Source organism: Nocardia beijingensis NBRC 16342, assembly GCF_001612785.1.
Classification (GTDB): Bacteria; Actinomycetota; Actinomycetes; order Mycobacteriales; family Mycobacteriaceae; genus Nocardia; species Nocardia beijingensis.
The window spans coordinates 141,807-162,671 of the sequence record NZ_BDBC01000007.1 but is presented as its reverse complement, the minus strand read 5'-3'; the positions used below and the strand labels follow the sequence as shown (position 1 = coordinate 162,671).

The window sequence follows — 20,865 nt, the reverse complement described above, 5'->3', positions numbered from 1 at the left end:
TCAGATCACACCGTGGAGCGGAGGCGCGGCGTCGTGCAGCAAGGCCCGGCCGATGTGCTGGTATTTCCAGCGCACCGGATCGTGCAGGGTGTGCGTGCGCGCGTTGCGCCAGAAATGGTGCAGATTGAGATCCGCTGCGGCGCTGCGCGTTCCGGCGACCTCGAACAGCGCGGCGGACACGTCGTTGGCGGCGCGGTCGGCGAGCACTTTGGCGGTCGCCACGGCCAGCGACGCCTGGGCGACCTTCGCTGCGCTCTGGTCGATCCTGATAGCCGCGTCCAACGTCCATCCGGCCGAGGAGAGGGTCGCCTCCGCTGCGGTCACCGCGACGGACAATTCACCGAAACGCTGGATCAACAGCGGGTCGTCCACCGCGTTCGCCACTCCGGCTTCGAACCACGGACGACTCTTCGTGCGCACGAATTCCGTCGCGGCGGTGCGGGCGCCCCGCGCGATGCCGGTGTCGATGGCGGCGTGCAGCAATTGCGCGAACGCGCCGTAGCCGGTGGGCGCTCGCACCGCGCCGGAGCGGGGAATCACCTGGTCACGGTCGACGAGCACCTCGTCGAAGGACACCGTTCCGCTGCCGGTGGTGCGCTGCCCGATCCCGTTCCAGTCGTCCACGACGCGCACGCCGGGAGTGCCGGCGGGCAGGTAGACGATGTACTCGCCCGGCTCGAGACCGCTGCGCCCTTCCGGGTCGTCCAGCCGGGTCAGCACCGCGAACAGATCGGCGAACAGCGACCCGGTGCAGTAGTACTTCACGCCGTCCACCCGGAATCGGTCACCGACCGGCCGCAAGGTGGTGGCGATGTCGGCGACGGTCGCGCCGCCGCGCTCGGACTGCGCGTTGGCGATGCGCCCGCCGTCGAGCACCCGCCCGAAGTACCGCTCCTGCTGCCGCGTCGTACCGGCGAGCCGCAGCAGATTCACATACACGAAGTGGCTGTGCGGGATCTGCGCGATATTGGGGTCGGCGGTGGCGAGGATTCGCGTCACTTCCGCCACCGCGCTCGGCGGCAGATCCGCGCCGCCGTGTGCGGCGGGCACGGTGATCGCGAGCAGACCGCTGGCCGCCAGCCGATCGACCTCCGCGTACGGCAGCGCGCGCTCCCGATCGCGTTCGGCGGCGCCCGGCGCGAAGCCGGCCGCGAGCCGCTGGGCGACCGCGAACGCCTGGGCCGCCGACAGGATGCGATCGGCGGCGACCGCGGTCATCAGTTCACCGCCGCGACGGGCCGCTGCGCGGCTTCCAGTTCGCGCACCAGCGGGAGCACCTTCGCGCCGAAGTACTCGATCTCCTCCTGGAAGTGCAGGAATCCGCCGAGGATCAGGTCGACGCCGAGCTGCTTGTAGGCGACGATCCGCTCGGCCACCTGCTCCGGCGTGCCGATCAGCTGGGTGCGGAAGCCGTCGTTGTACTGCACCAGGTCCTCGAACGTGGAGTCGGCCCACATGCCCTTGCGGTCCTGAGTGGACGCGCCTGCCTGCTGCACCGCGTCGCGGAAACCCTCCACCGCGGGCTTGTTCGCCTTCTCGATGATCTCGCGCAGAGTGTCGCGGGCTTCCTTCTCGGTGTCGCGGGCGATGATGAAGCCGTTGAGCCCGAACTTCACCTCGCGGTCGTTGGCGCGGGCGACGGCGCGCAGGTCGTCGAGTTGTTCGGTGACGCCGTCGAAGTCCTTGCCGTTGGAGAAGTACCAGTCCGCGAAGCGGCCGCCGTTACGGCGGGCGGCGGTCGAGTTGCCGCCCTGGAAGAGTTCCGGATTCGGCCGCTCCGGAGTGTTCAGCGGCTTCGGCTTCAGGGTGAAGTCCCGGATGCGGTAGAAATCGCCGCCGTAGTTCACGTTGTCCTCGGTCCAGATCTTGCGGATCACCTCGAGGAATTCGGCGCTGCGCCGGTAGCGCTCGTCGTGCTCGAGCCACGGCTCGCCGAGCGCGGTGAACTCACCCGCGAACCAGCCGGACACGACGTTGATCGCGAACCGGCCGTTGGACAGGTGGTCGGCGGTGGCGCCGAATTTGGCCAGCACCGCAGGATGCCACAGCCCGGGATGCACCGCCGCGATCACCTTCAGCCGTTCGGTCGCGCCGAGCAGTGCCAGGCTGAACGAGGTGGATTCGTGCTGGTATTCCGCGCCGTAGGAGGCGGTGTAGCGCACCTGGGACAGCGCGTAGTCGAAGCCGTTGTTCTCCGCGGCCTGCGCCAGCTTCTTGTTGTATTCGAAATCCCAGCTGGTGCGCTGTTCGATGTCGCTGGTGACCAGTCCCCCGCTGACGTTGGGCACCCAGTAGGCGAACCGGATCTGCTCGGCGATCTGCTCCGTGGTCATAGCTGCTCCATGGTTATCGGGGGTAGCCGTCGGATCGGAGGCCGGACGCCACGCATGCGTCCGGCGCTCCTTCCACTCCAGCACCGGCCCCCGGACGGGACGAGGTTTTGAATCTGTGCGATTCGGATCAGGCGTCGGCCAGCGCGGGCGAGTAGCCCGACCTGGCGAACTTGCCCGCGGGCGCGAACCGGCCCAGTAGCGCGGCGGCGTCCTCGCCGGTGACCCGCGTGATGAACTCGTTGACCGCTTCCGGCGAGTCGACCGGCAGGAACGGCTGTGGCCGGTGCAGCAGGCCGACCAGCGCCGAAGCGAACGCCGGGTCGACGGCCGCCGCGGCGAAGAACGCGTTGCCGACCTCGGCCAGCTCGGGATCGCTGAGGAACAGCCTGGTCACCTTGTTCGCCGCGTCGGCGCGCGCGGCCAGGAACGCGGCGTACTGCTTCGCGATCCACGCCTCGTCGAACGGTCCTTCGTGCACGGCGGCCGCCGCGACCAGCCGCTGCGCCTGGATCAGGCCGCTCTGCGCGCCCTGCCCGGCGATCGGGTCGTAGGCGATGGCGGTGTCACCCAGCGCGGCGACCACGTGCCCGCCCGCCGTGCGCCCGACACCCGACCGCACGACCGGGCGCACCGCACCCTTCAGCCACGAGTGCGGGTCCTCGGGGATGGTTTTGGTGGCCAGCACCTCCGGCAGGTCCCACTCGATGTAGTCGCGGTAGAGGTCCTGCACGATCCGGTGCGCCGATTCGGCGGAGTCGGCCGCGGCGAAACGCTTCTCCCAGTCGCTGCCCGGCCGCGCCCAGCCGAGGAAGGCCCAGCTCGGTCCCGCGTCCTTGTGCAGGTACGGACCCCACCAGCCCTCGCCCTGATCGGCGAGGATGGAGAAGCCGCTGTGCGCGCCGCCGGCCACGCTGCGATGAGCGAAGACGTTCTCGTCGTGCCCGAGACCGGTGACGACGACGGTGAGCAACGAGCGCTGCGGCGCGTCGTAAGGGGTGCGCTGCGCGTCGACCGGGAACAGGTCCGACAGCCCGCCGCGCCCGGTCGCGACCAGGGTGAGGTCGTTGGCGGCGGCGATGCCGTCGAGCGTCTCCGGTGTCACCGGCTCGACCACGAACCGGCCGCCGCGCTCCAGGAACGCGGTGAGCCGCTCGTCGGCCTTGAGCCGAGTGTCCACCGCGACGCCGACGTATCCGTCGAAATGCCCGTCGAATTGGATCAATTCGGGACGCTCGGGGCCGGGCCCCGCGATGCGCACGCTCAAACCGGTGTGCCTCGGCGCCCGCGCGGTGTAGCTGTCCAATCCGAGCGCGGCCTCGGCCTGCTGCGTCTCACCGAATTCGAGCGCGGTGCCGGTGGCGGGCACGTCGTCGCGCAAGGCGCGCTGATCGCGCTCGCTGTAAAGGGTGACGTCGAAACCGGCGTCGAGGAGTCCTAGCGCCGCAGTGACGCCGGTCTGTCCGGCGCCGATAACCGCGGCCGAACGAGTGGAACGGGATACGGATTGCTGCGAAGTCATGCAGGGATGATGCGATGGCCGCACCGCGGCCGCCGAGTGTTGCGATCACCGAGAATCAATGGGCAGACAGCGAATTCCCACCGCGTACCATTCGGCCCATGTCGTTTGTCGTCGCCGAACTCACCGGAGACCGCACCGAGCAGTACCGCCGGCTCGCCGCCCAGGCCGAAGCGCTGGTCACGGGCGAGACCGACCGCATCGCCAACGCGGCCAATCTCGCCGCGCTGGTATTCCACGCGCTGCCGAATGTGAATTGGGTGGGTTTCTATTTCTACGACGGCCGGGAACTGGTCGTCGGCCCGTTCCAAGGCAAACCCGCGTGTGTGCGCATCGCGTTGGGGAAAGGCGTATGCGGCACCGCGGCGCAGACCAGGACAACCCAACTCGTTCCCGATGTGCACGCATTCGACGGTCATATCGCGTGCGACGCCGACACACGTTCGGAAATAGTCGTCCCACTGGTCCGCGATGATGCGCTGATCGGCGTATTCGATCTCGATAGTCCGCTGCCCGAGCGCTTCGACGAAATCGATCGGGCCGGGCTGGAAGCGTTAGCCGAGATATTCCTCGCCGCGCTCTGATTCGTCAGCCGGAAAGCCGGACGGCGCCGGGCCGCGAGGGCTCCGGCGCCGTCCGCACACGTCAGGAGTTCGCCTCGATCGTCGCTCCCGGCCGCGCGACCGCGTCCGGCAGAGCCGTCGATCCCGCACCGCCCAGCCGGTAGCTCGCGCCCCGATGGTCGGCGGGCAATCGGTCACCCGCGCCGAACAGCGCGTTGCGCAGCGTGCCCGGCGTGTACTCAGGGGTGTACGCGCCTCGGGCGGTCAGCACCGGCACCACGTGACGGACGATGTCCTCGAAGGTGCCGGGTGTGATCGCGTAAGCCAGGTTGAAGCCGTCCAGGTCGGTTTCGGCGGCCCACTCCTGGAGCAGGTCGGCGACCGTCTCCCCGGAACCGACGAACACCGGGCCCATGCCGCCGATACCGGCCCATTTGCCGATGTCGCGGACGGTCCATTCCCGCCCGTCGTCGTCGAATTCCTGGAACGCCGCCACCGCCGACTGGATCGCGTTGCTCTCGACTTGGCCGATCGGGTCGTCGAGGTCGTAGCGGGACAGGTCGATGCCCATCCAGCCGGACATGAACACCAGCCCGCCCTCGACGCTCGCGTAGGACAGATACTCCTCGTGCTTGCGCCGCGCCGCCTCGTCGGTCGCGTCGGTGACGATCGTCGCGAGCGCGTAGACGCGCGCCGCGTCACGGGCCCGTCCCGCCGCCTCCAGCGCGTCCCTGATCCGGGAAACCGTCTGCGCGAGGACACGTTTGGACGGACCGGCGATGAAGATCGCCTCGGCGTTCTCGGCCGCGAACCGCACCCCGCGCGGCGACGCTCCCGCCTGGTAGATCACCGGCGTGCGTTGCGGCGACGGCTCCGACAGATGAATGCCAGGGACCGTGTAGTGCGTGCCGCGATGACCGATGTGGTGCACCTTCCCCGGGTCCACGTAGACGCCGGCGGCCGCGTCGCGGACCACCGCGTCGTCCTCCCACGACCCTTCCCACAGCTTGTAGAGCACCTCGAGGTACTCGTCGGCTTGGTTGTAGCGCTCGTCGTGGTCGAGCTGGTCGGCGGCGCCGAAATTACGGGCCGCGGAGGGCAGATAGCCGGTCACCACGTTCCAGCCGAGCCTGCCGTTGGTCAGATGGTCCAGCGTGGACAGCCGCCGCGCGAACGGGTACGGGTGCTCGAATCCGGTGCCGGTGGTGATGCCGAACCCGAGATGCTCGGTCACCGCCGCCATCGCGGAGACCAGCAGCAGTGGATCGGCCACCGGGATCTGCGCGCCCTGGCGCAGCGCGGCGATGTCGTTGCCGCCGTAGACGTCGTAGGTGCCGAGGACGTCGGCGATGAAGATGCCGTCGAAGCGGCCGCGTTCCAGCAGCTTCGCCAGCTCGGTCCAGTAGCTCAGCTCCTTGTAGCGGTGCGACTGGTCGTCGGGATGCCGCCACAGCCCGGGGGACTGGTGGGCGACGCAGTTCATGTCGAAGGCGTTGAACCGGATCCGGCGGGTCACCGCGCGTCTCCGGCGGCCGTGGCGCGTTCGCCCGCGCTCCACGCGAAGGGCAGATCGGCGCCGTTGAGCAGGTGATCGCCGATCGCCCGCGCCTTCTGGATCGCCGGGTTGTGCACCGAGATGGTGCGGGCGTTGCGCCAGTGCCGGTCCAACCGCAGCTTTTCCGAAACCACCGAAGCGCCACCCACTTCGAACAGCGACGACGTGGCGGGCAGCACCAGATCGATGACGGCCAGCTGCGCCCGGGCCGCGGCGAGTTCGGCCGCCACCACCGCGCTCTCGTTCTTCGCTCCGCCCGCGAGCACCCCGTCGAGCACGTCGGCGACGGCGAGCACACTGGCTTCGGCGGCGAACGCGGCGGCCGACAGCCGCCCGATCACCTGTTGCACCAGCGGATCGTGCCGCGGCAGGTCGGCGGCGGAGTGCGTGTAGCCACGGGTGCGCGCCGCGACCCACTCCCGGACGTCCCGCTCGGCGCGCTTGGCGATGCCCGCCAGCACCGCGAGTTGGACCAGTTGCAGGTAGGAGGTCGCGTAGGTCGGTCCTGGCGCGCCGTAGCCGGGGCCGAGGATGCGGTCCTCGGTCACCGCCACGTCGGTGAATTCCGTTGTTCCGCTGGCGGTCAGCCGCTGGCCGAAGCCGTCCCAGTCGTCGTGCTGGCGCACTCCCTCGGCGTTCGCGTCCACCAGCACGCCCACGCGCTCGCCGTCGCGGTCGGCGGCGGCCAGGATGTAGTCGGCGTACAGCGAGCCCGTGCTGTAGTACTTCACACCGTTGAGCAGCCAACGCTCGCCGTCGCGGGTCAGCGTGGTGCGGTAGCGGTCCACCGCGCCGACGCCGGGTTCGGTGATCGCGTTGCCCACCAGCGTGCCGTCGGCCACCGCGCGCAGCCAGCGCTCCCGCTCGGGCCCCTCCTCCGCCAGCAGTTGATCCTCGACGAAGGAGAAGTGCACCCGCAGCGCCTGCGGCAGGTTCGATTCCGCGGCGGCGAGTTCGACGAGCAACCGGAACAGCTGTCGAACCGTGACGCCGTAGCCGCCGAACTCGACCGGAACGCGCAGCGCGCCGAATTTCGCCGCGCGCAGCAGTCCGACCTCGTCGTAGGGAAGCGTGCGATCGAGTTCCCGCGTCACGGCGCCCTGGGCGATCCGGTCGTAGATGGGACCGAAGATCGCATCCAGTTCGGCATCGGTGGTGGATTTCGCCTCGGTGGTCGTCATCAGCCCACCATCGCGCACCCCGGGCGGGCACTCACGGGTTGCGCGCAGCACGATCGAAATAGTCGCCGACCCGCGGAGCTGGACCTCGTGCGGCTTCTCCGGTGCGAGACGTCGCGGCCAGGTCGACCTGCCTGCGCGCGTTGGACAGCGCGGTGACGGCGCAGGTGCCGAGCGGGCCGGTGCGGTCGTAGCTGGTGGCAGTGCCGATGGAGATGCCGTCGGCGCGCAGACCCAGTTCGTAGCCGTGCATCGCTGTCGGTGCCCACCGCTACAGTCGCGACGTGGCTGGTTCGCGGTACTCGTTCACGGCGGAAGTCTGGGAGCACCCCGGCGATGCCGCTTGGCATTTCGTCTCGCTGCCCGAGGACGTGGCCGATGAGATCGAGGAGCGGTACGCGCATCGCTCCGGCGGCTTCGGCGCGGTGCGGGTGCATGTGGTCGTCGGCGGTTCGCGGTGGTCCACGTCGCTGTTTCCGGACAAGTCGCGAGCGACCTACGTGCTGCCTATGAAGAAAGCGGTGCGGGTCGCCGAGGGGCTCGAGGCCGGATCGACGGCGCGCATCGAACTCACCGTCGCGCTCTGAGGCGCGCGGTCAGGAATGTGTTCGCGCCGTTCAGTATTCGACCGACCGTCCCGGGAATCCCGCGGCTTTGCGCCTGTTCGCACTTCGCTTGACCGCCCCCACCACGATCACCAGCACACCGAGCACCACACCGCCGAAGCCGAGGGCGAGCGCGCCGAGCAGGGTGCCGACGAACGACGAGCCGAGCCCCTGTCCGATGGCGACCGTCACCTCCGAACTACCCGCCGTAGTGACCCGATAGGCGCCCGGCTTCGTGGCCTCGAACGAGAACCCGGCCCTGCCCTCGTGCCTGCCGAAGGAATACGTGATGGTCGCGTCGTACTTCCGCAACTCCGCATGTTGGCCGTCCGGGTCGAGCACTCGCAGGCTGACCGTGCCGGAGGGTGCCCGGGACGACGCACCGGAGTACTCCAGATACACCGTGTGACCGCCGGATTCCGCCAAGTTCACCACGCCGGAGCCGGGCACCTTGACCCGCTGGAAGTCGTCGATCCGGCCGGAGGTCTGGAGGAAACCGAAAGCGCCGAGGACGATCCCGCCGATGATGCCGAGGCCGATCAGCGCGCCGCCCAGCGCGAACCAGCGACCGGACGGGGTGACCTGTCGCGTCGCGGGTGATCCCACCGGACTCGGCGATGTCGGGAAAGGCGGCTGTGACACGGTCGGATCCTCGGCTTCTGGTCGACACCCGCGTCGACGTAGCGACAACGTACGGTCTGCCGTACCGCCTCGCTACGCGAAAGCCGACCGAGCCACCGGGCCCGGAGTTCAGCGCGTCTGAGCCGCCGACATGCACTCGCTCGCGATGCGACTGCTGGCCGAACGCGCCTTGTCCGCGTCCTCTTCGCTCATCCCCAGCGTTTCCTGGTTGGGGGCCTTGGTGTCGTACTCGTCGCTGATCATGATGCGCAGTCCGGCCTGCGAGATGCCCTGGTCGACGAACACCTTCGCGGCGCATTCGGCCAGTTGCTTGTTCTTGAGGCCCTTGTCCTGCAGCGACTTGGCGAGATCGGCCTGCGTCACCGTCGGCGCCGCCGTGTCCTTGTCGCTGCCGCATGCCGCGAGCACCGGCAGCGCGATGAGCGCCGCGGCGATCATGCAGATCCGCACCTGACTCCTCTTCCTCGACTGACCACCGTCGGTGGCGTGGTCACCATAATGCCGTCCGGCCTTCGGCGGTAGTCACCGGCGGCAACCACCGCGGGGGAGTATGTCGCGCCGTTCGCTACAGGTCCATCGCCGCGCGCAACGCGGTGTCGAGCCGTTCCAGCGTCTCGGTGTCCACCGCGTCCACCCGTTCGGCCAGCCAACCGCGGAAGATGCGCCCGATGTTGCCCGCGTGCACCCAGCCGTGTTCCTGCACCGGAACCGCGAGGATGTCCTGCGGATCGTCTTCGATCACCTCGGCCGCGATGAGCCAGGGGCGTGGCGATTCGTTGATGCCGTCACTGCTGATGAGCACGACCGTTCGGCGGCGCGGCGAACCATGCGGGTTGTAGATCCACAGTTCACCCCGACGCACGCATCGCCTCCTCGGCGGCCGCCAGCTCGGCCGCGTCCGCGGCGGCCTCAGCGGTCACATCCGGCACCGGACCGACCCCGGTGCGCACGGCCTCCCGTCGCGCGGCTTTCGAAATCCAAGCCGACGGCGACATTCCCGCTCGAGCGGCCGCCTGTTCGGCATACGACCAAGCGGCTTCGTCCAGCGAAAGGGTGACCTTACGCGTTGCCATACCAATTATCGTACCGACGCCGCGAGCCCCGGCGCCAGCCCTCCGCGACGACCGGCCGAACGACTGCGCGATCCCAACTGATGACACTTGACTGCTGTTAGGGTTGCCGCATGACGACGTTGCACCATCACCGCGTCGGCGCGGGTGACCCGATCGTGCTGGTACACGGGGTCGGAAGCCGGTGGCAGGTGTGGGAGCCGATCATCGACACCCTGGCCGCGTCGTACGAGGTGATCGCCGTCGACCTGCCCGGTTTCGGCGGTACGACGCAGCCGCTCGCGCACAACACGGTGCCCAACCTGACCGACGCGCTCGCCGAATTCCTCGCCGCGCAAGGGATCGAACAGCCGCATCTCGCCGGTAACTCGATGGGCGGGCTGATCACGCTGGAATTGGGCGCTCGCGGGCTGGCCCGCTCGGTGACCGCCTACTCCCCGATCGGGTTCTGGGACACCGCCGGACGCGTGTGGTGCCAGCAGTCGCTGGGCAAGTCGCGGGCGCTGGCGCGCAAGCTGCGGCCCGCCCTGCCGTCCGTCCTCGGCACCGCCGCGGGCCGGACCCTCTTCCTCTCGCTGGTCTTCGGCAAGCCGTGGGCGCTGGATGCGAAGGTGGCGCTGGAGACCGCGCTCGGCGCGGCCGACGCCGCGGGCTTCGACGAGGCGATCGCCTCGTTCACCCACGTCCGGCTGCCGGAACTGGGTTCGCTGGCCGACATTCCGGTGACCATCGCCTGGGGCAGCCGCGACATCCTGCTCACCTACGCGACGCAGAGCCGCAGGGCGCGCACCGTGCTGCCGGACGCCGAGCACGTCACCCTGCACGGCAGCGGGCACACGCCGTTCTTCGACGACCCAGCCGGGTGCGCCCAGGTATTGCTCGAGACGATCACCCGCGTGCGGTAGCGTCCGCCCGGTTCAGTCGGCGGGCGGGTCGAGCAACGTGTCCGCGGAGGCCGTGCCGAGCAGGACGCGCACGGCGTTGCCCCACCGATGCCGCAGCAGCCGGTTGCGGGACAAGTCGCCGGTGAGCAGCACGCGCAGGGCCAGACCGGTCATGATCTCGATGGTGAACTCGGTGATCGTCGGCACCCGGGGATCGTCCGGGAATTCGCGCCGGAAGCTGTCGCGGATACTGGTGTGCATCAGCTCGAACAGGCGAACCTCCAGCGGCAGGAACGCCGCGCGCAGCTCCGGGTCGGTCCGCGCGCCGACCCACATCTCCAGCGCCGCCCAGAACGACGGGCCGCTGAGCATCCGCATGGTCAGCTCGACGGCCGTCTCCAGCCGGTCCGCGTCGTCGGGAATGGCCTCGAATTCGCTGGTCAGCTGGTCGAATCGGCGGCGAGCCACGTGTTCGACGGCGCCGGCGAGCAGGTCGGCCCTGGTCGGGAAATAGTGCTGCAACGTGCCGCGCGGCACGCCCGCCCGCTTCTGCACCTCGAGCGTGGTCGTGCCCGCGTAACCGACCTCGACCAGGCTCTCCACCGCCGCGTCCAGCAGCCGCGCGCGCATGCGCTCCCTGCGCTGCGCCTGCGGCTGCCGGACGTGTCCCGCCGTCAGCGGCCCTGCCACTGGGGCTCGCGCTTCTGCGCGAACGCCAGAGCGCCTTCGGCGGCGTCCTTGGAGATCAGGGCGGGCAGGGCGATCTCGCCCTGCTTCGCGAACCCCTCCGCGACCGGCCAATCCGGCGACTCGTCGATGATGCGCTTGCTCGCGGCCACCGCGAGCGGTGCGGCGGCGACGATCTCGGCCGCGAGTTCCAGCGCCACCGACAGCGCCGCGCCGGGATCGGTGACCCGGTTGACCAAACCGAGCTGGTAGAGCCGCTCGGCGCCGATCCGTCCTCCGGTGAGGGCGAGTTCGGCGGCGGTGCTGCGCGGCAGCCGCTGGGTCAGGCGCAGCACGCCACCGCCCGCGGCCACCAGACCGCGCTTGACCTCGGGGATGCCGAACTGCGCGTCGCGCGCGGCGACGATGAGGTCACCCGCGAGCGCCAGCTCGAAACCACCGGCCAGCGCGAAGCCCTCGACCGCGGAGATCATCGGTTTCGCCGGTGGCTTCGCCGTGATGCCGAGCGGGCCCCTGCGCTGCGTCATCGGCATCTCGCCTTTCGACGCGGCGACGAGATCCATTCCGGCGCTGAAGGTTCCGCCCGCGCCGGTGAGCACGAGCACGCGTGCGGCCTGGTCGGCTTCGAACTCGTCGACGGCGGCCTCGATGGCCTGCGCGGTGGCCAGGTTGATCGCGTTGCGCGCCTCGGGGCGGTTGACCGTCAGCACGGTGATCGCGTCGCGCCGCTCGATCAGGACCGAGTCGGTCATCGGGCGCTCCTCTCGGTGAGCAGGGTGAACGTGTCCGCGGCGATCTCGGCGTCCGCGCCGAGCGGATCGCCCGCGGTGAACGCCGCGAGGGTGCCGTCATCCGACGCCCGGACCAGTATGCGGGTCCCCTCCGGCGTCAGCGCGCTCACCACAACGGCTTCCGGCTCGTCGGCGCGGTCCGGCGCGGGGCCTTTTCGGTAGGCGACGGTGTACGCCTCGACCGTGGCGGGGCCGGTGTACCCGGGCGCCGGTTCCCGCCGCGCCGCGGGCACCTGCGCCTCGATCGCACGAAACAGCCGCCGCGGCGGCTCGGTGGAGTACACCCCGACGCCGTGCTTGGTGCTGTACCAGCCGAGCGCCGTCGCCAGGCCGTACGCGCCGGGGTCCGCGCGGAGGATGCCCGACAGCGTCGCGATCGAGTGCGTCGTGTAGTTGTTGCCCGGCCCGCCCGCGAAGGTCAGACCGCCGGTGACCGACAGCGGCCGGGCCGGATCGTCGATCGGCAGGCCGAGTTCCTCGGCGGCGATCTGCACCGCCACGGGGAAGCACGAGTACAGGTCGACGTGCGCGACGTCGTCGATCACGATCCCCGCCGCGCCGAGGGCCGCCGCGCCCGCCGCGGCGATCGCGGGCGAGCGGGACATGTCCGCCCGCTCGGAGACGAACCACTCGTCGGTCGCGGTGGCGCCCGCGTGCGGGAACACCCAGCGGTCCCGCGGCACACCGGCGGCGTCGGCCGCCGCCGCACTGCACAGGATAAGCCCGGCGCCCAGGTCCACGGTCAGGTTCGCGACCAGCAGCTTGGGATACGGCGTCGACACCATCCGGTTTGCCGGCGCGGGCGTCACGAGTTCGGCGGCGGACTGCGCGGCGGGCTGCCACGCGTACGGATTGCGTGCCGCGATCTCCGACAGCCGCGACCACAGTCCGCCGATCCGCTCCCGGTGCGCGGCTTCGGTCGACCCGAGCCTGCGGCGCAGGGCCGTCTCCATCAGCGCGTAGAAGTACACCGGGCCCCACAGGCCGGCGGCGGTCTCCATGTCGGAGTTCGGCCCGCGATCGGAGCCGATGATCTCGTCGGGAGCCACGTCTTCCGGCTGTTCCGGCCAGTGCACCGCCGTGCCGGAGCGGGCGGCCGTGTTGCCGGAGTACACCGCTTCGGCTCCGGTGAGCAGGGCGACCTCCGAGCGGCCGTCGGCGATGGCCTGCGCGACCACGTTGAGCAGCCGCTGCGGCGCGTCGCCGCCGAAACGCACCGACTGCACAGTCCTTTTCGGGCTGACGCCAAGGTCGGCCGCGACGAGCGCGCCCAGGTCACCGTAGGGGCGGCTGACCGGGGCGACGGCGGCGATCAGATCGGCCGAGCGCAGCAATCGGTCGCCGACGCCGCTGTCGGCGCCCGCGCGGCGCAGGGATTCGGCGGCGAGTTCGACGGGGCCGGGCAAGCCCGGCTCACCCGGTCGGTGTACGACCTGCCCAGCGCCGACGAGCACCGGCGTCCTCGGGTCCATTCCGGCTGGCAGCATGCGTCCTCCGCTCCATTACCGTCAGCATTGACGGTAATTCGAGTTCGATTAGAACAGAGGCCGGAGACGACGGCAACAGGGCGCGCCGCAGAACTGACTCAACAGTAAGATTCGGCCATGGGCACCCACATCGCCGTGCGGTTCGACGGCCACCGCGCGTACGTCACGCTGGACCGGCCGGACAAGCACAACGGCCTGACCATCGACATGCTCCACGACCTGGTTGCCAACGCGAAGCTGGTGGCCCGCAGAAGCGAGGTGCGCGCGGTCATCCTGTCCGGCAACGGCCCGAGCTTCAGCAGCGGACTGGACATCTCCGCGGCGATGAGCGACCCGCTGGCGATCGTTCGGAACTTCGTGCCGCTACCCTGGCGAGGCACCAACGCCTTCCAGGAGGCGTGCTGGGCCTGGCGCCGCCTGCCCGTGCCGGTGATCGCGGCGGTGCACGGACGCTGCTACGGCGGCGGTCTCCAACTCGCGCTCGCCGCCGACGTCCGTTTCGCCACCCCCGACGCCGAGTTCTCCGCCATGGAGGCCAAGCACGGCCTGATCCCCGACATGACCGGAGCGGCAACGCTATCCAGGCTGATCGGCATGGACAAAGCCCTCCTGCTCACCATGACCGCCGACCTCGTCGACGCGGATCGCGCCGCACGGATCGGCTTGGTCACCGAACTGACGCCGGACCCCGTCGCGGAGGCCGAGAAGCTCGCCGACCGCCTCGCGACGCGGTCCCCGCACGCGGTCGCCTCCGCCAAGAAACTCTTCGAGAAGTCCTGGCGAGCATCCACTCGGCGAACGCTCGCCATCGAGCGCGCGACCCAACTTCCCCTGATCCTCCGCAAGGCGCGCAGCCGCCGTACCGAGGATTAGCTGTAGATTTGCTATTCTGCGCGAGAAGCCTCCGCGCCCCCGGTTCCGCTGCTACCATTTGCACGATTTGCCAGCCAGTCGACTAGTGGTGCGCGGCACACTGCGAAGGGTCTGTGTATCGCGGGACGTCCGTGTTCAGCACCGCTCTCGGGAAGAAACCGGAGGGCTCACAGACAGTGATCAAGACCGCATCCTTCCTGCTCTCGGCGCTGGCGGGCGCCTCTGTCCTGCTCATCACGGCGTCTACACCCGCCATCGCGAATCCGAACGCCATCAATCCGATCCCGGTGCTCAACGGCTCGACCGGGTTGCCGAATCTGCTGGGCCGCACCAAAGCGGTCTTCCAGGTGACCGGCATGGCCAGCCCGAACAACACGCAGTCCTACAACGTTCTCGGCACCGACCTCGGCATCATGTGGGACAACGGGCACGGCGAAATGCTCACGGCGTTCGGCGACACCGCCGGCGTCGGTTTTCCCAATCTGCTCGCGGGCAGCATGTGGGCTTGGCGCAGCAATATCCTGCTGCGCAGCCACACCACCGACCCGGCCGATGGCATCTTCTTCGACAGCGTGGTGCGCGACATGTTCGGTCAGGCGCGCGATCTGATCGCCAGTCCGAAGATTCCTTTCCTGGAGATCAGCCGGATTCCCACCGCGGGCATCGCCGTCGACGGTGTGCAGTACATGAGCCTGATGTCGGTGAAGAGCTGGGACGACGTCGGCCAGTGGAGCACCAACTTCTCCGGTCTCGCCGTCTCCGGGGACAACGGCGAGACCTGGGCCGAACTGCCGGAGACGCGCAGGAACAACGAGGGCGGGAACGCCAACTTCCAGATGAACGCCTTCCTCGCCGACGGCGGCTACATCTACGAATACGGCACGCGGTCCGGACGCAATCACACCGCCCATGTCGCCCGCGTGCGCGCGCAGGACATCGGGAATCTCGCCGAATACGAATACTGGGACGGCGGAGCGTGGCGCAAGGGCGACGTGAATGCCGCGGCGCCCATCATGTTCGGCGTCGGCGAATTGTCGGTGATGTACAACGCCTATCTGGGGCAATACATTTCGCTCACCACCGACCGGTTCAATTCCGTGGTGATGCGGCGCGCGTCCGCGCCGGCCGGACCGTGGAGTGAACCAGAGGTGCTGATCGATACCCGCGAATTGCCCAGCGCCTACGCGCCTTCGATCTTTCCGTACCAGACCGGGCGCGATCTGTATTTCCTCACGACCGTACACAGCCAGTACAACGTCCTGCTGATGCGCACGACGCTGTGACCCGGAACCGGGTGATCCGACGCGACGCTTGACCTCAACAATGGTTCATGTATGAGGCTGCTCGCGTCGGATCTTCCACCCTCCGGGAGGCACCATGTCCAGCACCACCGTCGACGTTCGCGCCTGGTTGCGCGACAACGCCGTCGCGATCGACAGTTCCGAGCCGGACGCGGTCGGCACCGAACTCGACGCCTTGCTCGCGCGGCTCGCCGCCGCCACGGTGGTCGGGCTCGGTGAGTCGACGCGGTTCTCCCGGCAGACCTTCGGCGTGCGCGAGCGGCTGTTCCGCGCGCTGGTCGAACGGCACGGTTTCCGTGCGCTGGCCATCCAGGACAGCGCGCGTTCCGGCGAACGCTGGGACCGGTACGTCACCACGGGCGAGGGCGATCCCGAAACGGTGCTCGCCGGAGCCTGGCGCCCGTGGCGCACCGCGGAATCGGTGGCCGCGCTGCGCTGGATGCGCGCGTACAACCTGGCGCATCCGCAGGACCCGGTACGCGTCTTCGGCGTCGAACCGCCTCGTGCCGAGCCGAGCGACTACGACGCGGTGCTCGACTACGTGCGCCGCGCGGCTCCCGATCGGTTCGCCGCGATCGAGGCGCACCTCGCGCCGATCCGCACCGCACATCAAGTCGACGAACACGTCCAACGTCATCAGGGCATCCACCCCGGTCGCCCGTTCACCGAGCACGCCGAAGACGCCCTCGCGCTGCTCGCGGCAGTGCCGGACACCGGTGAGCGGGCCACGGCGCTCGCCCACGCTCGCCTGATCCTCGACTTCCACCGCCAGAGCGTCGCGAGCCGAGGGTTCGCCCGCGACGAGCGGCCGGCCGCCGAGACCGTGCTGGCATGGCAGCGCTCGACCGGCGCCAAGATCGTCTACTGGGACGGCCTCGCGCACACCACCAGCCTTCCGATCGTCTTCGGCTCGGCCGAATTCCACGGCGCCGGAAGCCATTTGCGCGCCGAGCTGGGCGACGGATACCTGTCCGTCGGCATCGGCTTCCAGCACGGCGACCTCGGCGCGGCCGTGGCCCCCGACCCGCAGCCCGACCTGGTCGATGCCGCGCTGGGCGAGGTCGACCTGCCCGCCTACTACGTGGATCTGCACGCCGCGGCGCCGCTGCCGGTCCAGGATTGGCTGACCGGCCCGGCGAAGTTGCGCACCATCAGCGGCGTCTACGACCCGTCTGCCGACGCCACGGCCAATATCCGGCTCTCGTCGCTCGCCGGTGCGTTCGACGTGCTGATCCACGTGCGCGAGACCACGCCGGTGCACTGGCTCTCGCAGGTATCGGACTGACTCGGGCAACCCCGCCGGGCGCGGGCCGCGCGATCAATAGACTCGAAATATGGATGCGGCCGACTGGGACGAGCGCTACGCGCAAACGGAATTGGTCTGGGGCGCACCGCCGAACAACACCGTGGTGGAGCATGTCTACGGGTTGGAACGCCGTGCGCCGCTGCAAGCCGCCACACCCGAGGGGGAAGCGCCGGAGTTCCCACGCGCTCTCGACTTGGCGTGCGGCGAGGGTCGCAACACGTTGTGGCTCGCCACGCACGGCTGGCAGGTGCACGCCGTGGACTACTCCCAAGTCGGCATCGACAAGGGCCGCACCGTGGCGTCGCGGTTGTCCCGTTCGGTTCGCGGTCGCATCACCTGGCAGTGCGCGGACGTCACCGACCTGGACGAGGCGGGGATCACCGGGCCGTTCGAGCTGGTGTTGATGGTCTTCCTGCATTTGCCCGCCGAGCAGCGCCGCGCGCTGGTCCGCAAGGCGGCCGGCCTGCTGGCGCCGGAAGGCACCCTGCTCGTGCTCGGCCACGACACCACCAACATCACCGATGGCTGCGGCGGGCCGCAGGACCCGTCCATCCTGTTCACTCCCGACGACATCGTGGCCGACCTCGGCCCGCTCGCGGCGGCGAACGAGGTGCGCGTGCGCCTCGCCGACCGCGTCTACCGGCCCACCGAGCTGGGCGACGCCATCGACGCGCTGGTCATCGCCACCCGCCCGGCCGAGTAGGAGTGCAGGACCAGCGCTCCAGCCACGGGGTCACGGTCTCGGCGATCAGGTCGAAGCCCGCGCGGAACGCGTGCGGCTGTCCCGGGATGACGCGGACTTCGGCGGCGTCGGCCGGATCGGGGATGCCGAACGGATCGTTGCCCCCGTTGACGACGACCACCTCGATGTCTCCCGGAGCCAGCAGCTCGTCCCGCCGGGACTTCTCCGGCTTACCGGGCGGATGCAGTGGGAACGAGAGCGCGAGGACGCCACGGGCCCGCGCCGCGACGGCAGTACGACAAGCCACCCGCGCGCCGTTGCTGCGCCCACCCTGAATCAGGGGAACGCGCTTGCGCCCGCGCAACCGCGCGACAACCTCCAGCCAAGCCTCGTCCTGCTGCACCGCCGACCCCGGCGCCCGCCGCCCCGCAACCCGATACGGCTGCACCACCCGCGCGACCCCACCCCCCAGCCGCAACGCGGCGTCACGCACCGCGAGCAGGTCCTTCGCCTCCACCCCACCCCCGGACCCATGCGTGAGCACGAGCAGAAACGCGGGCTTACGCGGCTGTTCGAGCTCGACCTCAGCCGGCCCGGCACTCGTCTCGATCAGCACGGTGTTTATTTTCCAGCGCCTGCGGCGCTGGGTGTTCGCGGCCCTCTGGTGGCTCGCGTGTGCGCGACCGCCGCTTGCTCCTTCGTCGCGGACGCGGCGGCCGCGCACACGCGAGCCGGGCCGCGAACGCGGATGCTCGGTCTCGCTTCGCTCGAAAGACGTGGTGGCGGTGCGCTGGGCGCGTAAGCGTGCGAACTCTCGACTGCATGCCCGAGATCGGAGCTGGTGGCCGGTAAGACCGTGCGCGCCGGTCCCCGCCAACTCGGGCAGTTGATCAGCGCACGACAGTGCGTGCCGAGATTCGACGAGTCGAGTCCTCCTGGTTCGCTCGCCGAAACCGACGCGCCCCGCCCCGCGTCCGAGGGCCACCACATCCGCGACGAAGGAGCAGCAGCAGCCACGGCGAGCCGCCAGCCATCCACTTCCACCGCGCGCCTGGTAAGTAGCTCCGCGACCAACGCGCCCAGCGCACCTGGACCACAGGTTTCGAGCGAAGCGAGACCGCGCATCCGCCGTTCGCGGCCCGGCTTGCGTTCGAGCGGCCGCCGCGTAGGCGACGGAGGAGCAAGCGGCGGTCGCTCGGACGCGAGCCATGAGGGGGCCGCGAACACGCCGCGACGAAGTCGCGGCCATCAGACACTGTAAAACGCGTCACATTCGGCGGCTTGACACTTTGCGCAGTCATTACCGGCCGGTAATATGTTTCATAAGTTACCCGCGAGTAGCATGCGGAAAACCGGCACGACTACCCCGGTGGAGCGAACAACGGGCGGGAACGGCAACCATACCGACCGCACCAACTCAACGGAGAGTGAGTACTGACAATGGGTCACTACAAGAGCAACGTCCGCGACCTGGAGTTCAACCTCTTCGAGGTCCTCGGCCTCGGGTCGATCCTGGACAGCGGCGCCTACGGCGATCTCGACACCGACACGGTCAAGGAGATGCTCAACGAGGTGCGTCGCCTGGCCGAGGGTCCGCTCGGTGAGTCGTTCGCCGACGCCGACCGCAACCCGCCGGTCTTCGACCCGCAGAACCACACGGTCACGCTGCCCGAGTCGTTCAAGAAGAGCTACCGCACCCTGCAGGACGGCGGCTGGGACAAGCTGGGCATCGCCGAGGAGCTGGGCGGCCTGCCGATCCCGCGTGCCGCCTACTGGGCCATCGCCGAACTGATCCTGGGCGCGCAGCCCGCCGCCTTCATGTACGCCGCCGGTCCCGGCTTCGCGAACATCTTCTACAACAACGCCACCGACGAGCAGAAGAAGTGGGCGCAGATCGCCGCCGAGCAGGGCTGGGGCGCCACCATGGTGCTGACCGAGCCCGACGCGGGCTCCGATGTCGGCGCAGGCCGCACCAAGGCGATCAAGCAGGAGGACGGCTCCTGGCACATCGAGGGCGTCAAGCGGTTCATCACCTCCGCCGACTCCGACGACCTGTTCCCGAACATCATGCACCTGGTGCTGGCTCGCCCCGAGGGCGCAGGGCCGGGCACCAAGGGCCTGTCGCTGTTCTTCGTGCCGAAGTTCCACTTCGACCACGAGACCGGTGAGCTGGGCGAGCGCAACGGCGTCTTCGTCACCAACGTCGAGCACAAGATGGGCCTGAAGGTCTCGGCCACCTGCGAGGTCACCTTCGGCGGCCACGGCGTTCCGGCCAAGGGCTGGCTGGTCGGCGAGGTGCACAACGGCATCGCGCAGATGTTCGAGGTCATCGAGCACGCCCGCATGATGGTGGGCACCAAGGCCATCGCGACCCTGTCGACCGGTTACCTGAACGCGCGGGACTACGCCAAGGAGCGGGTCCAGGGCGCCGACCTGACCAAGATGACCGACAAGGCCGCGCCCCGCGTGACCATCACCCACCACCCGGACGTCCGTCGTTCGCTGGCCACCCAGAAGGCGTACGCCGAGGGCCTGCGCGCGGTGTACCTGTACACCGCCGCCCACCAGAACGAAGATGTCGCTCAGCTGGTCTCGGGCGCGGACGCCGATCTCGCCGCGCGGGTCAACGACCTGCTGCTGCCGATCGTGAAGGGCGTCGGCTCCGAGCGGGCCTACCAGTACCTGACCGAGTCGCTGCAGACCCTCGGCGGTTCCGGCTTCCTGCAGGACTACCCGATCGAGCAGTACATCCGCGACGCGAAGATCGACTCGCTCTACGAGGGCACCACCGCCATCCAGGCGCAGGACTTCTTCTTCCGCAAGATCGCCCGCGATCGCGGCGTCGCGCTGGCCCACGTGGCCGGCCAGGTGCAGAAGTTCATCGACTCCGAGGCGGGCAACGGCCGCCTCAAGGGCGAGCGCAAGCTGCTGGCCACCGCGCTTGAGGACGTGCAGGCCATGGCCGCCACGCTCACCGGTCACCTGATGGGCGCCCAGGAGCAGCCGAGCGAGCTGTACAAGGTCGGCCTGGGTTCGGTTCGGTTCCTGCTCTCGGTGGGTGACCTGCTCATCGGCTGGCAGCTGCTGCGTCAGGCCGAGGTCGCCATCGCGGCGCTCGACAACGGCGCGACCGGCGCCGACGAGGCGTTCTACCACGGCAAGATCGCGGTCGCGCAGTTCTTCGCCCGCAACATCCTGCCGGAGCTGACCGCCACTCGCGCGGTGCTGTCCAACCTGGACAACGACATCATGGAGCTGGACGAAGCCGCGTTCTGACGCTTCGCACAACCTGACGGCAACGGCCCGGAGATCTTCTCCGGGCCGTTGTCGTCTACATTTGTCGATTCGTGACGTTCGATCACCGCTCGACGCCGATCCTCTCCGGTAGATTG

At 69.4% G+C, this 20,865-nt stretch carries 22 protein-coding genes; 8 read left to right on the top strand and 14 right to left on the bottom strand.

The window, feature by feature from the left end:
* From NB3_RS03720 to NB3_RS03710, 3 genes are all read right to left on the bottom strand, one after another.
* The gene (locus NB3_RS03720; RefSeq protein ID WP_067796442.1) at positions 1-1,218 is read right to left on the bottom strand and encodes an SfnB family sulfur acquisition oxidoreductase; all 1,218 of its coding nucleotides are present in this window, start codon (positions 1,216-1,218) and stop codon (positions 1-3) included.
* Entirely contained in the window at positions 1,218-2,333 is a 1,116-nt protein-coding gene (sfnG, locus tag NB3_RS03715) for a dimethylsulfone monooxygenase SfnG (protein ID WP_067796439.1), read from the bottom strand. Before sfnG ends, NB3_RS03720 begins: the two co-directional genes overlap by 1 nt.
* A 127-nt stretch (positions 2,334-2,460) precedes the next feature.
* Positions 2,461-3,852 carry a styrene monooxygenase/indole monooxygenase family protein gene (locus NB3_RS03710; RefSeq protein ID WP_067796436.1) on the bottom strand — a complete coding sequence of 464 codons (1,392 nt, stop codon included), beginning with the start codon at positions 3,850-3,852 and terminating at the stop codon, positions 2,461-2,463.
* 98 nt (positions 3,853-3,950) lie between these two features.
* Here NB3_RS03710 and msrC point away from each other — a divergent pair, with 98 nt between their 5' ends.
* Positions 3,951-4,433 (top strand): free L-methionine (R)-S-oxide reductase MsrC, encoded by a 483-nt coding sequence (gene msrC, locus NB3_RS03705; protein WP_067796433.1) that lies wholly within the window; start codon positions 3,951-3,953, stop codon positions 4,431-4,433.
* A 61-nt stretch (positions 4,434-4,494) separates the two neighbouring features.
* Here msrC and NB3_RS03700 read toward each other — a convergent pair whose 3' ends face one another.
* From NB3_RS03700 to NB3_RS36025, 3 genes are read right to left on the bottom strand one after another with little or no spacing between them, the layout of a single operon-like run.
* Entirely contained in the window at positions 4,495-5,928 is a 1,434-nt protein-coding gene (locus NB3_RS03700) for an LLM class flavin-dependent oxidoreductase (protein WP_067796608.1), read from the bottom strand.
* On the bottom strand, positions 5,925-7,148 hold the full coding sequence (locus NB3_RS03695) for an acyl-CoA dehydrogenase family protein (protein ID WP_067796611.1): 1,224 nt from the start codon (positions 7,146-7,148) through the stop codon (positions 5,925-5,927). Before NB3_RS03695 ends, NB3_RS03700 begins: the two co-directional genes overlap by 4 nt.
* A gap of 31 nt (positions 7,149-7,179) precedes the next feature.
* Positions 7,180-7,398 (bottom strand): hypothetical protein, encoded by a 219-nt coding sequence (locus tag NB3_RS36025; protein WP_067796431.1) that lies wholly within the window; start codon positions 7,396-7,398, stop codon positions 7,180-7,182.
* Positions 7,399-7,429: 31 nt separating this feature from the next.
* Here NB3_RS36025 and NB3_RS03685 point away from each other — a divergent pair, with 31 nt between their 5' ends.
* Positions 7,430-7,732, top strand: a complete 303-nt coding sequence (locus NB3_RS03685) for a DUF1905 domain-containing protein (RefSeq protein ID WP_067796428.1) — start codon at positions 7,430-7,432, stop codon at positions 7,730-7,732.
* Positions 7,733-7,762: 30 nt separating this feature from the next.
* Here NB3_RS03685 and NB3_RS03680 read toward each other — a convergent pair whose 3' ends face one another.
* The 4 genes from NB3_RS03680 to NB3_RS03665 all read right to left on the bottom strand — a co-directional run bounded on the left by NB3_RS03680 (position 7,763) and on the right by NB3_RS03665 (position 9,465).
* Complete coding sequence (locus tag NB3_RS03680; RefSeq protein ID WP_157111489.1) at positions 7,763-8,392, bottom strand: hypothetical protein; 630 nt, start codon at positions 8,390-8,392, stop codon at positions 7,763-7,765.
* Positions 8,393-8,500: 108 nt separating this feature from the next.
* On the bottom strand, positions 8,501-8,830 hold the full coding sequence (locus NB3_RS03675; RefSeq protein WP_244891755.1) for a hypothetical protein: 330 nt from the start codon (positions 8,828-8,830) through the stop codon (positions 8,501-8,503).
* 127 nt (positions 8,831-8,957) lie between these two features.
* Complete coding sequence (locus NB3_RS03670) at positions 8,958-9,254, bottom strand: hypothetical protein (protein ID WP_067796420.1); 297 nt, start codon at positions 9,252-9,254, stop codon at positions 8,958-8,960.
* Positions 9,241-9,465, bottom strand: a complete 225-nt coding sequence (locus NB3_RS03665) for a hypothetical protein (protein WP_039802891.1) — start codon at positions 9,463-9,465, stop codon at positions 9,241-9,243. Before NB3_RS03665 ends, NB3_RS03670 begins: the two co-directional genes overlap by 14 nt.
* 110 nt (positions 9,466-9,575) lie before the next feature.
* Here NB3_RS03665 and NB3_RS03660 point away from each other — a divergent pair, with 110 nt between their 5' ends.
* The gene (locus NB3_RS03660; RefSeq protein ID WP_067796417.1) at positions 9,576-10,367 is read left to right on the top strand and encodes an alpha/beta fold hydrolase; all 792 of its coding nucleotides are present in this window, start codon (positions 9,576-9,578) and stop codon (positions 10,365-10,367) included.
* A 12-nt stretch (positions 10,368-10,379) separates the two neighbouring features.
* On the opposite strand, the gene NB3_RS03655 is transcribed toward NB3_RS03660, so the two are convergent.
* Genes NB3_RS03655 through NB3_RS03645 form a run of 3 tightly spaced genes read right to left on the bottom strand, consistent with a single transcriptional unit; the run spans position 10,380 to position 13,311 of the window.
* Positions 10,380-11,036: a TetR/AcrR family transcriptional regulator gene (locus NB3_RS03655; protein ID WP_084485715.1), complete on the bottom strand. Its 657-nt coding sequence runs from the start codon at positions 11,034-11,036 to the stop codon at positions 10,380-10,382.
* Complete coding sequence (locus NB3_RS03650; RefSeq protein ID WP_067796411.1) at positions 11,021-11,785, bottom strand: crotonase/enoyl-CoA hydratase family protein; 765 nt, start codon at positions 11,783-11,785, stop codon at positions 11,021-11,023. The genes NB3_RS03655 and NB3_RS03650 overlap by 16 nt, the downstream gene beginning before the upstream one ends.
* Positions 11,782-13,311: an acetyl-CoA acetyltransferase gene (locus NB3_RS03645; protein ID WP_067796408.1), complete on the bottom strand. Its 1,530-nt coding sequence runs from the start codon at positions 13,309-13,311 to the stop codon at positions 11,782-11,784. Before NB3_RS03645 ends, NB3_RS03650 begins: the two co-directional genes overlap by 4 nt.
* Before the next feature lie 117 nt (positions 13,312-13,428).
* On the opposite strand from NB3_RS03645, the gene NB3_RS03640 reads away from it, so the two are divergent.
* The 4 genes from NB3_RS03640 to NB3_RS03625 all read left to right on the top strand — a co-directional run bounded on the left by NB3_RS03640 (position 13,429) and on the right by NB3_RS03625 (position 17,494).
* Complete coding sequence (locus tag NB3_RS03640) at positions 13,429-14,184, top strand: crotonase/enoyl-CoA hydratase family protein (protein ID WP_067796405.1); 756 nt, start codon at positions 13,429-13,431, stop codon at positions 14,182-14,184.
* A 176-nt stretch (positions 14,185-14,360) separates the two neighbouring features.
* A complete protein-coding gene (locus NB3_RS03635; RefSeq protein ID WP_067796604.1) occupies positions 14,361-15,467 on the top strand; it encodes a glycoside hydrolase family 183 protein in 1,107 nt (368 codons plus the stop codon).
* A 94-nt stretch (positions 15,468-15,561) separates the two neighbouring features.
* Positions 15,562-16,770 (top strand): erythromycin esterase family protein, encoded by a 1,209-nt coding sequence (locus NB3_RS03630; protein WP_067796402.1) that lies wholly within the window; start codon positions 15,562-15,564, stop codon positions 16,768-16,770.
* Positions 16,771-16,819: 49 nt separating this feature from the next.
* A complete protein-coding gene (locus NB3_RS03625; RefSeq protein ID WP_067796399.1) occupies positions 16,820-17,494 on the top strand; it encodes a class I SAM-dependent methyltransferase in 675 nt (224 codons plus the stop codon).
* On the opposite strand, the gene NB3_RS03620 is transcribed toward NB3_RS03625, so the two are convergent.
* The gene (locus NB3_RS03620) at positions 17,469-18,089 is read right to left on the bottom strand and encodes an alpha/beta hydrolase family protein (protein ID WP_067796396.1); all 621 of its coding nucleotides are present in this window, start codon (positions 18,087-18,089) and stop codon (positions 17,469-17,471) included. The genes NB3_RS03625 and NB3_RS03620 overlap by 26 nt on opposite strands.
* An 824-nt stretch (positions 18,090-18,913) precedes the next feature.
* On the opposite strand from NB3_RS03620, the gene NB3_RS03615 reads away from it, so the two are divergent.
* Entirely contained in the window at positions 18,914-20,749 is a 1,836-nt protein-coding gene (locus NB3_RS03615; RefSeq protein ID WP_067796393.1) for an acyl-CoA dehydrogenase, read from the top strand.
* The last annotated feature ends 116 nt before the right edge of the window (positions 20,750-20,865 follow it).

What these genes read in the sequence shown, in the direction of transcription:
- NB3_RS03625 (WP_067796399.1), top strand. Translation starts at nt 16,820, where the DNA reads ATGGATGCGGCCGACTGGGACGAGCGCTACGCGCAAACGGAATTGGTC.
- NB3_RS03615 (WP_067796393.1), top strand. Translation starts at nt 18,914, where the DNA reads ATGGGTCACTACAAGAGCAACGTCCGCGACCTGGAGTTCAACCTCTTC.
- NB3_RS03630 (WP_067796402.1), top strand. Translation starts at nt 15,562, where the DNA reads ATGTCCAGCACCACCGTCGACGTTCGCGCCTGGTTGCGCGACAACGCC.
- NB3_RS36025 (WP_067796431.1), bottom strand. Translation starts at nt 7,398, where the DNA reads ATGCACGGCTACGAACTGGGTCTGCGCGCCGACGGCATCTCCATCGGC.
- NB3_RS03720 (WP_067796442.1), bottom strand. Translation starts at nt 1,218, where the DNA reads ATGACCGCGGTCGCCGCCGATCGCATCCTGTCGGCGGCCCAGGCGTTC.
- NB3_RS03665 (WP_039802891.1), bottom strand. Translation starts at nt 9,465, where the DNA reads ATGGCAACGCGTAAGGTCACCCTTTCGCTGGACGAAGCCGCTTGGTCG.
- sfnG (WP_067796439.1), bottom strand. Translation starts at nt 2,333, where the DNA reads ATGACCACGGAGCAGATCGCCGAGCAGATCCGGTTCGCCTACTGGGTG.
- NB3_RS03645 (WP_067796408.1), bottom strand. Translation starts at nt 13,311, where the DNA reads ATGCTGCCAGCCGGAATGGACCCGAGGACGCCGGTGCTCGTCGGCGCT.
- NB3_RS03675 (WP_244891755.1), bottom strand. Translation starts at nt 8,830, where the DNA reads ATGATCGCCGCGGCGCTCATCGCGCTGCCGGTGCTCGCGGCATGCGGC.
- NB3_RS03640 (WP_067796405.1), top strand. Translation starts at nt 13,429, where the DNA reads ATGGGCACCCACATCGCCGTGCGGTTCGACGGCCACCGCGCGTACGTC.
- NB3_RS03650 (WP_067796411.1), bottom strand. Translation starts at nt 11,785, where the DNA reads ATGACCGACTCGGTCCTGATCGAGCGGCGCGACGCGATCACCGTGCTG.
- NB3_RS03695 (WP_067796611.1), bottom strand. Translation starts at nt 7,148, where the DNA reads ATGACGACCACCGAGGCGAAATCCACCACCGATGCCGAACTGGATGCG.
- NB3_RS03660 (WP_067796417.1), top strand. Translation starts at nt 9,576, where the DNA reads ATGACGACGTTGCACCATCACCGCGTCGGCGCGGGTGACCCGATCGTG.
- NB3_RS03710 (WP_067796436.1), bottom strand. Translation starts at nt 3,852, where the DNA reads ATGACTTCGCAGCAATCCGTATCCCGTTCCACTCGTTCGGCCGCGGTT.
- msrC (WP_067796433.1), top strand. Translation starts at nt 3,951, where the DNA reads ATGTCGTTTGTCGTCGCCGAACTCACCGGAGACCGCACCGAGCAGTAC.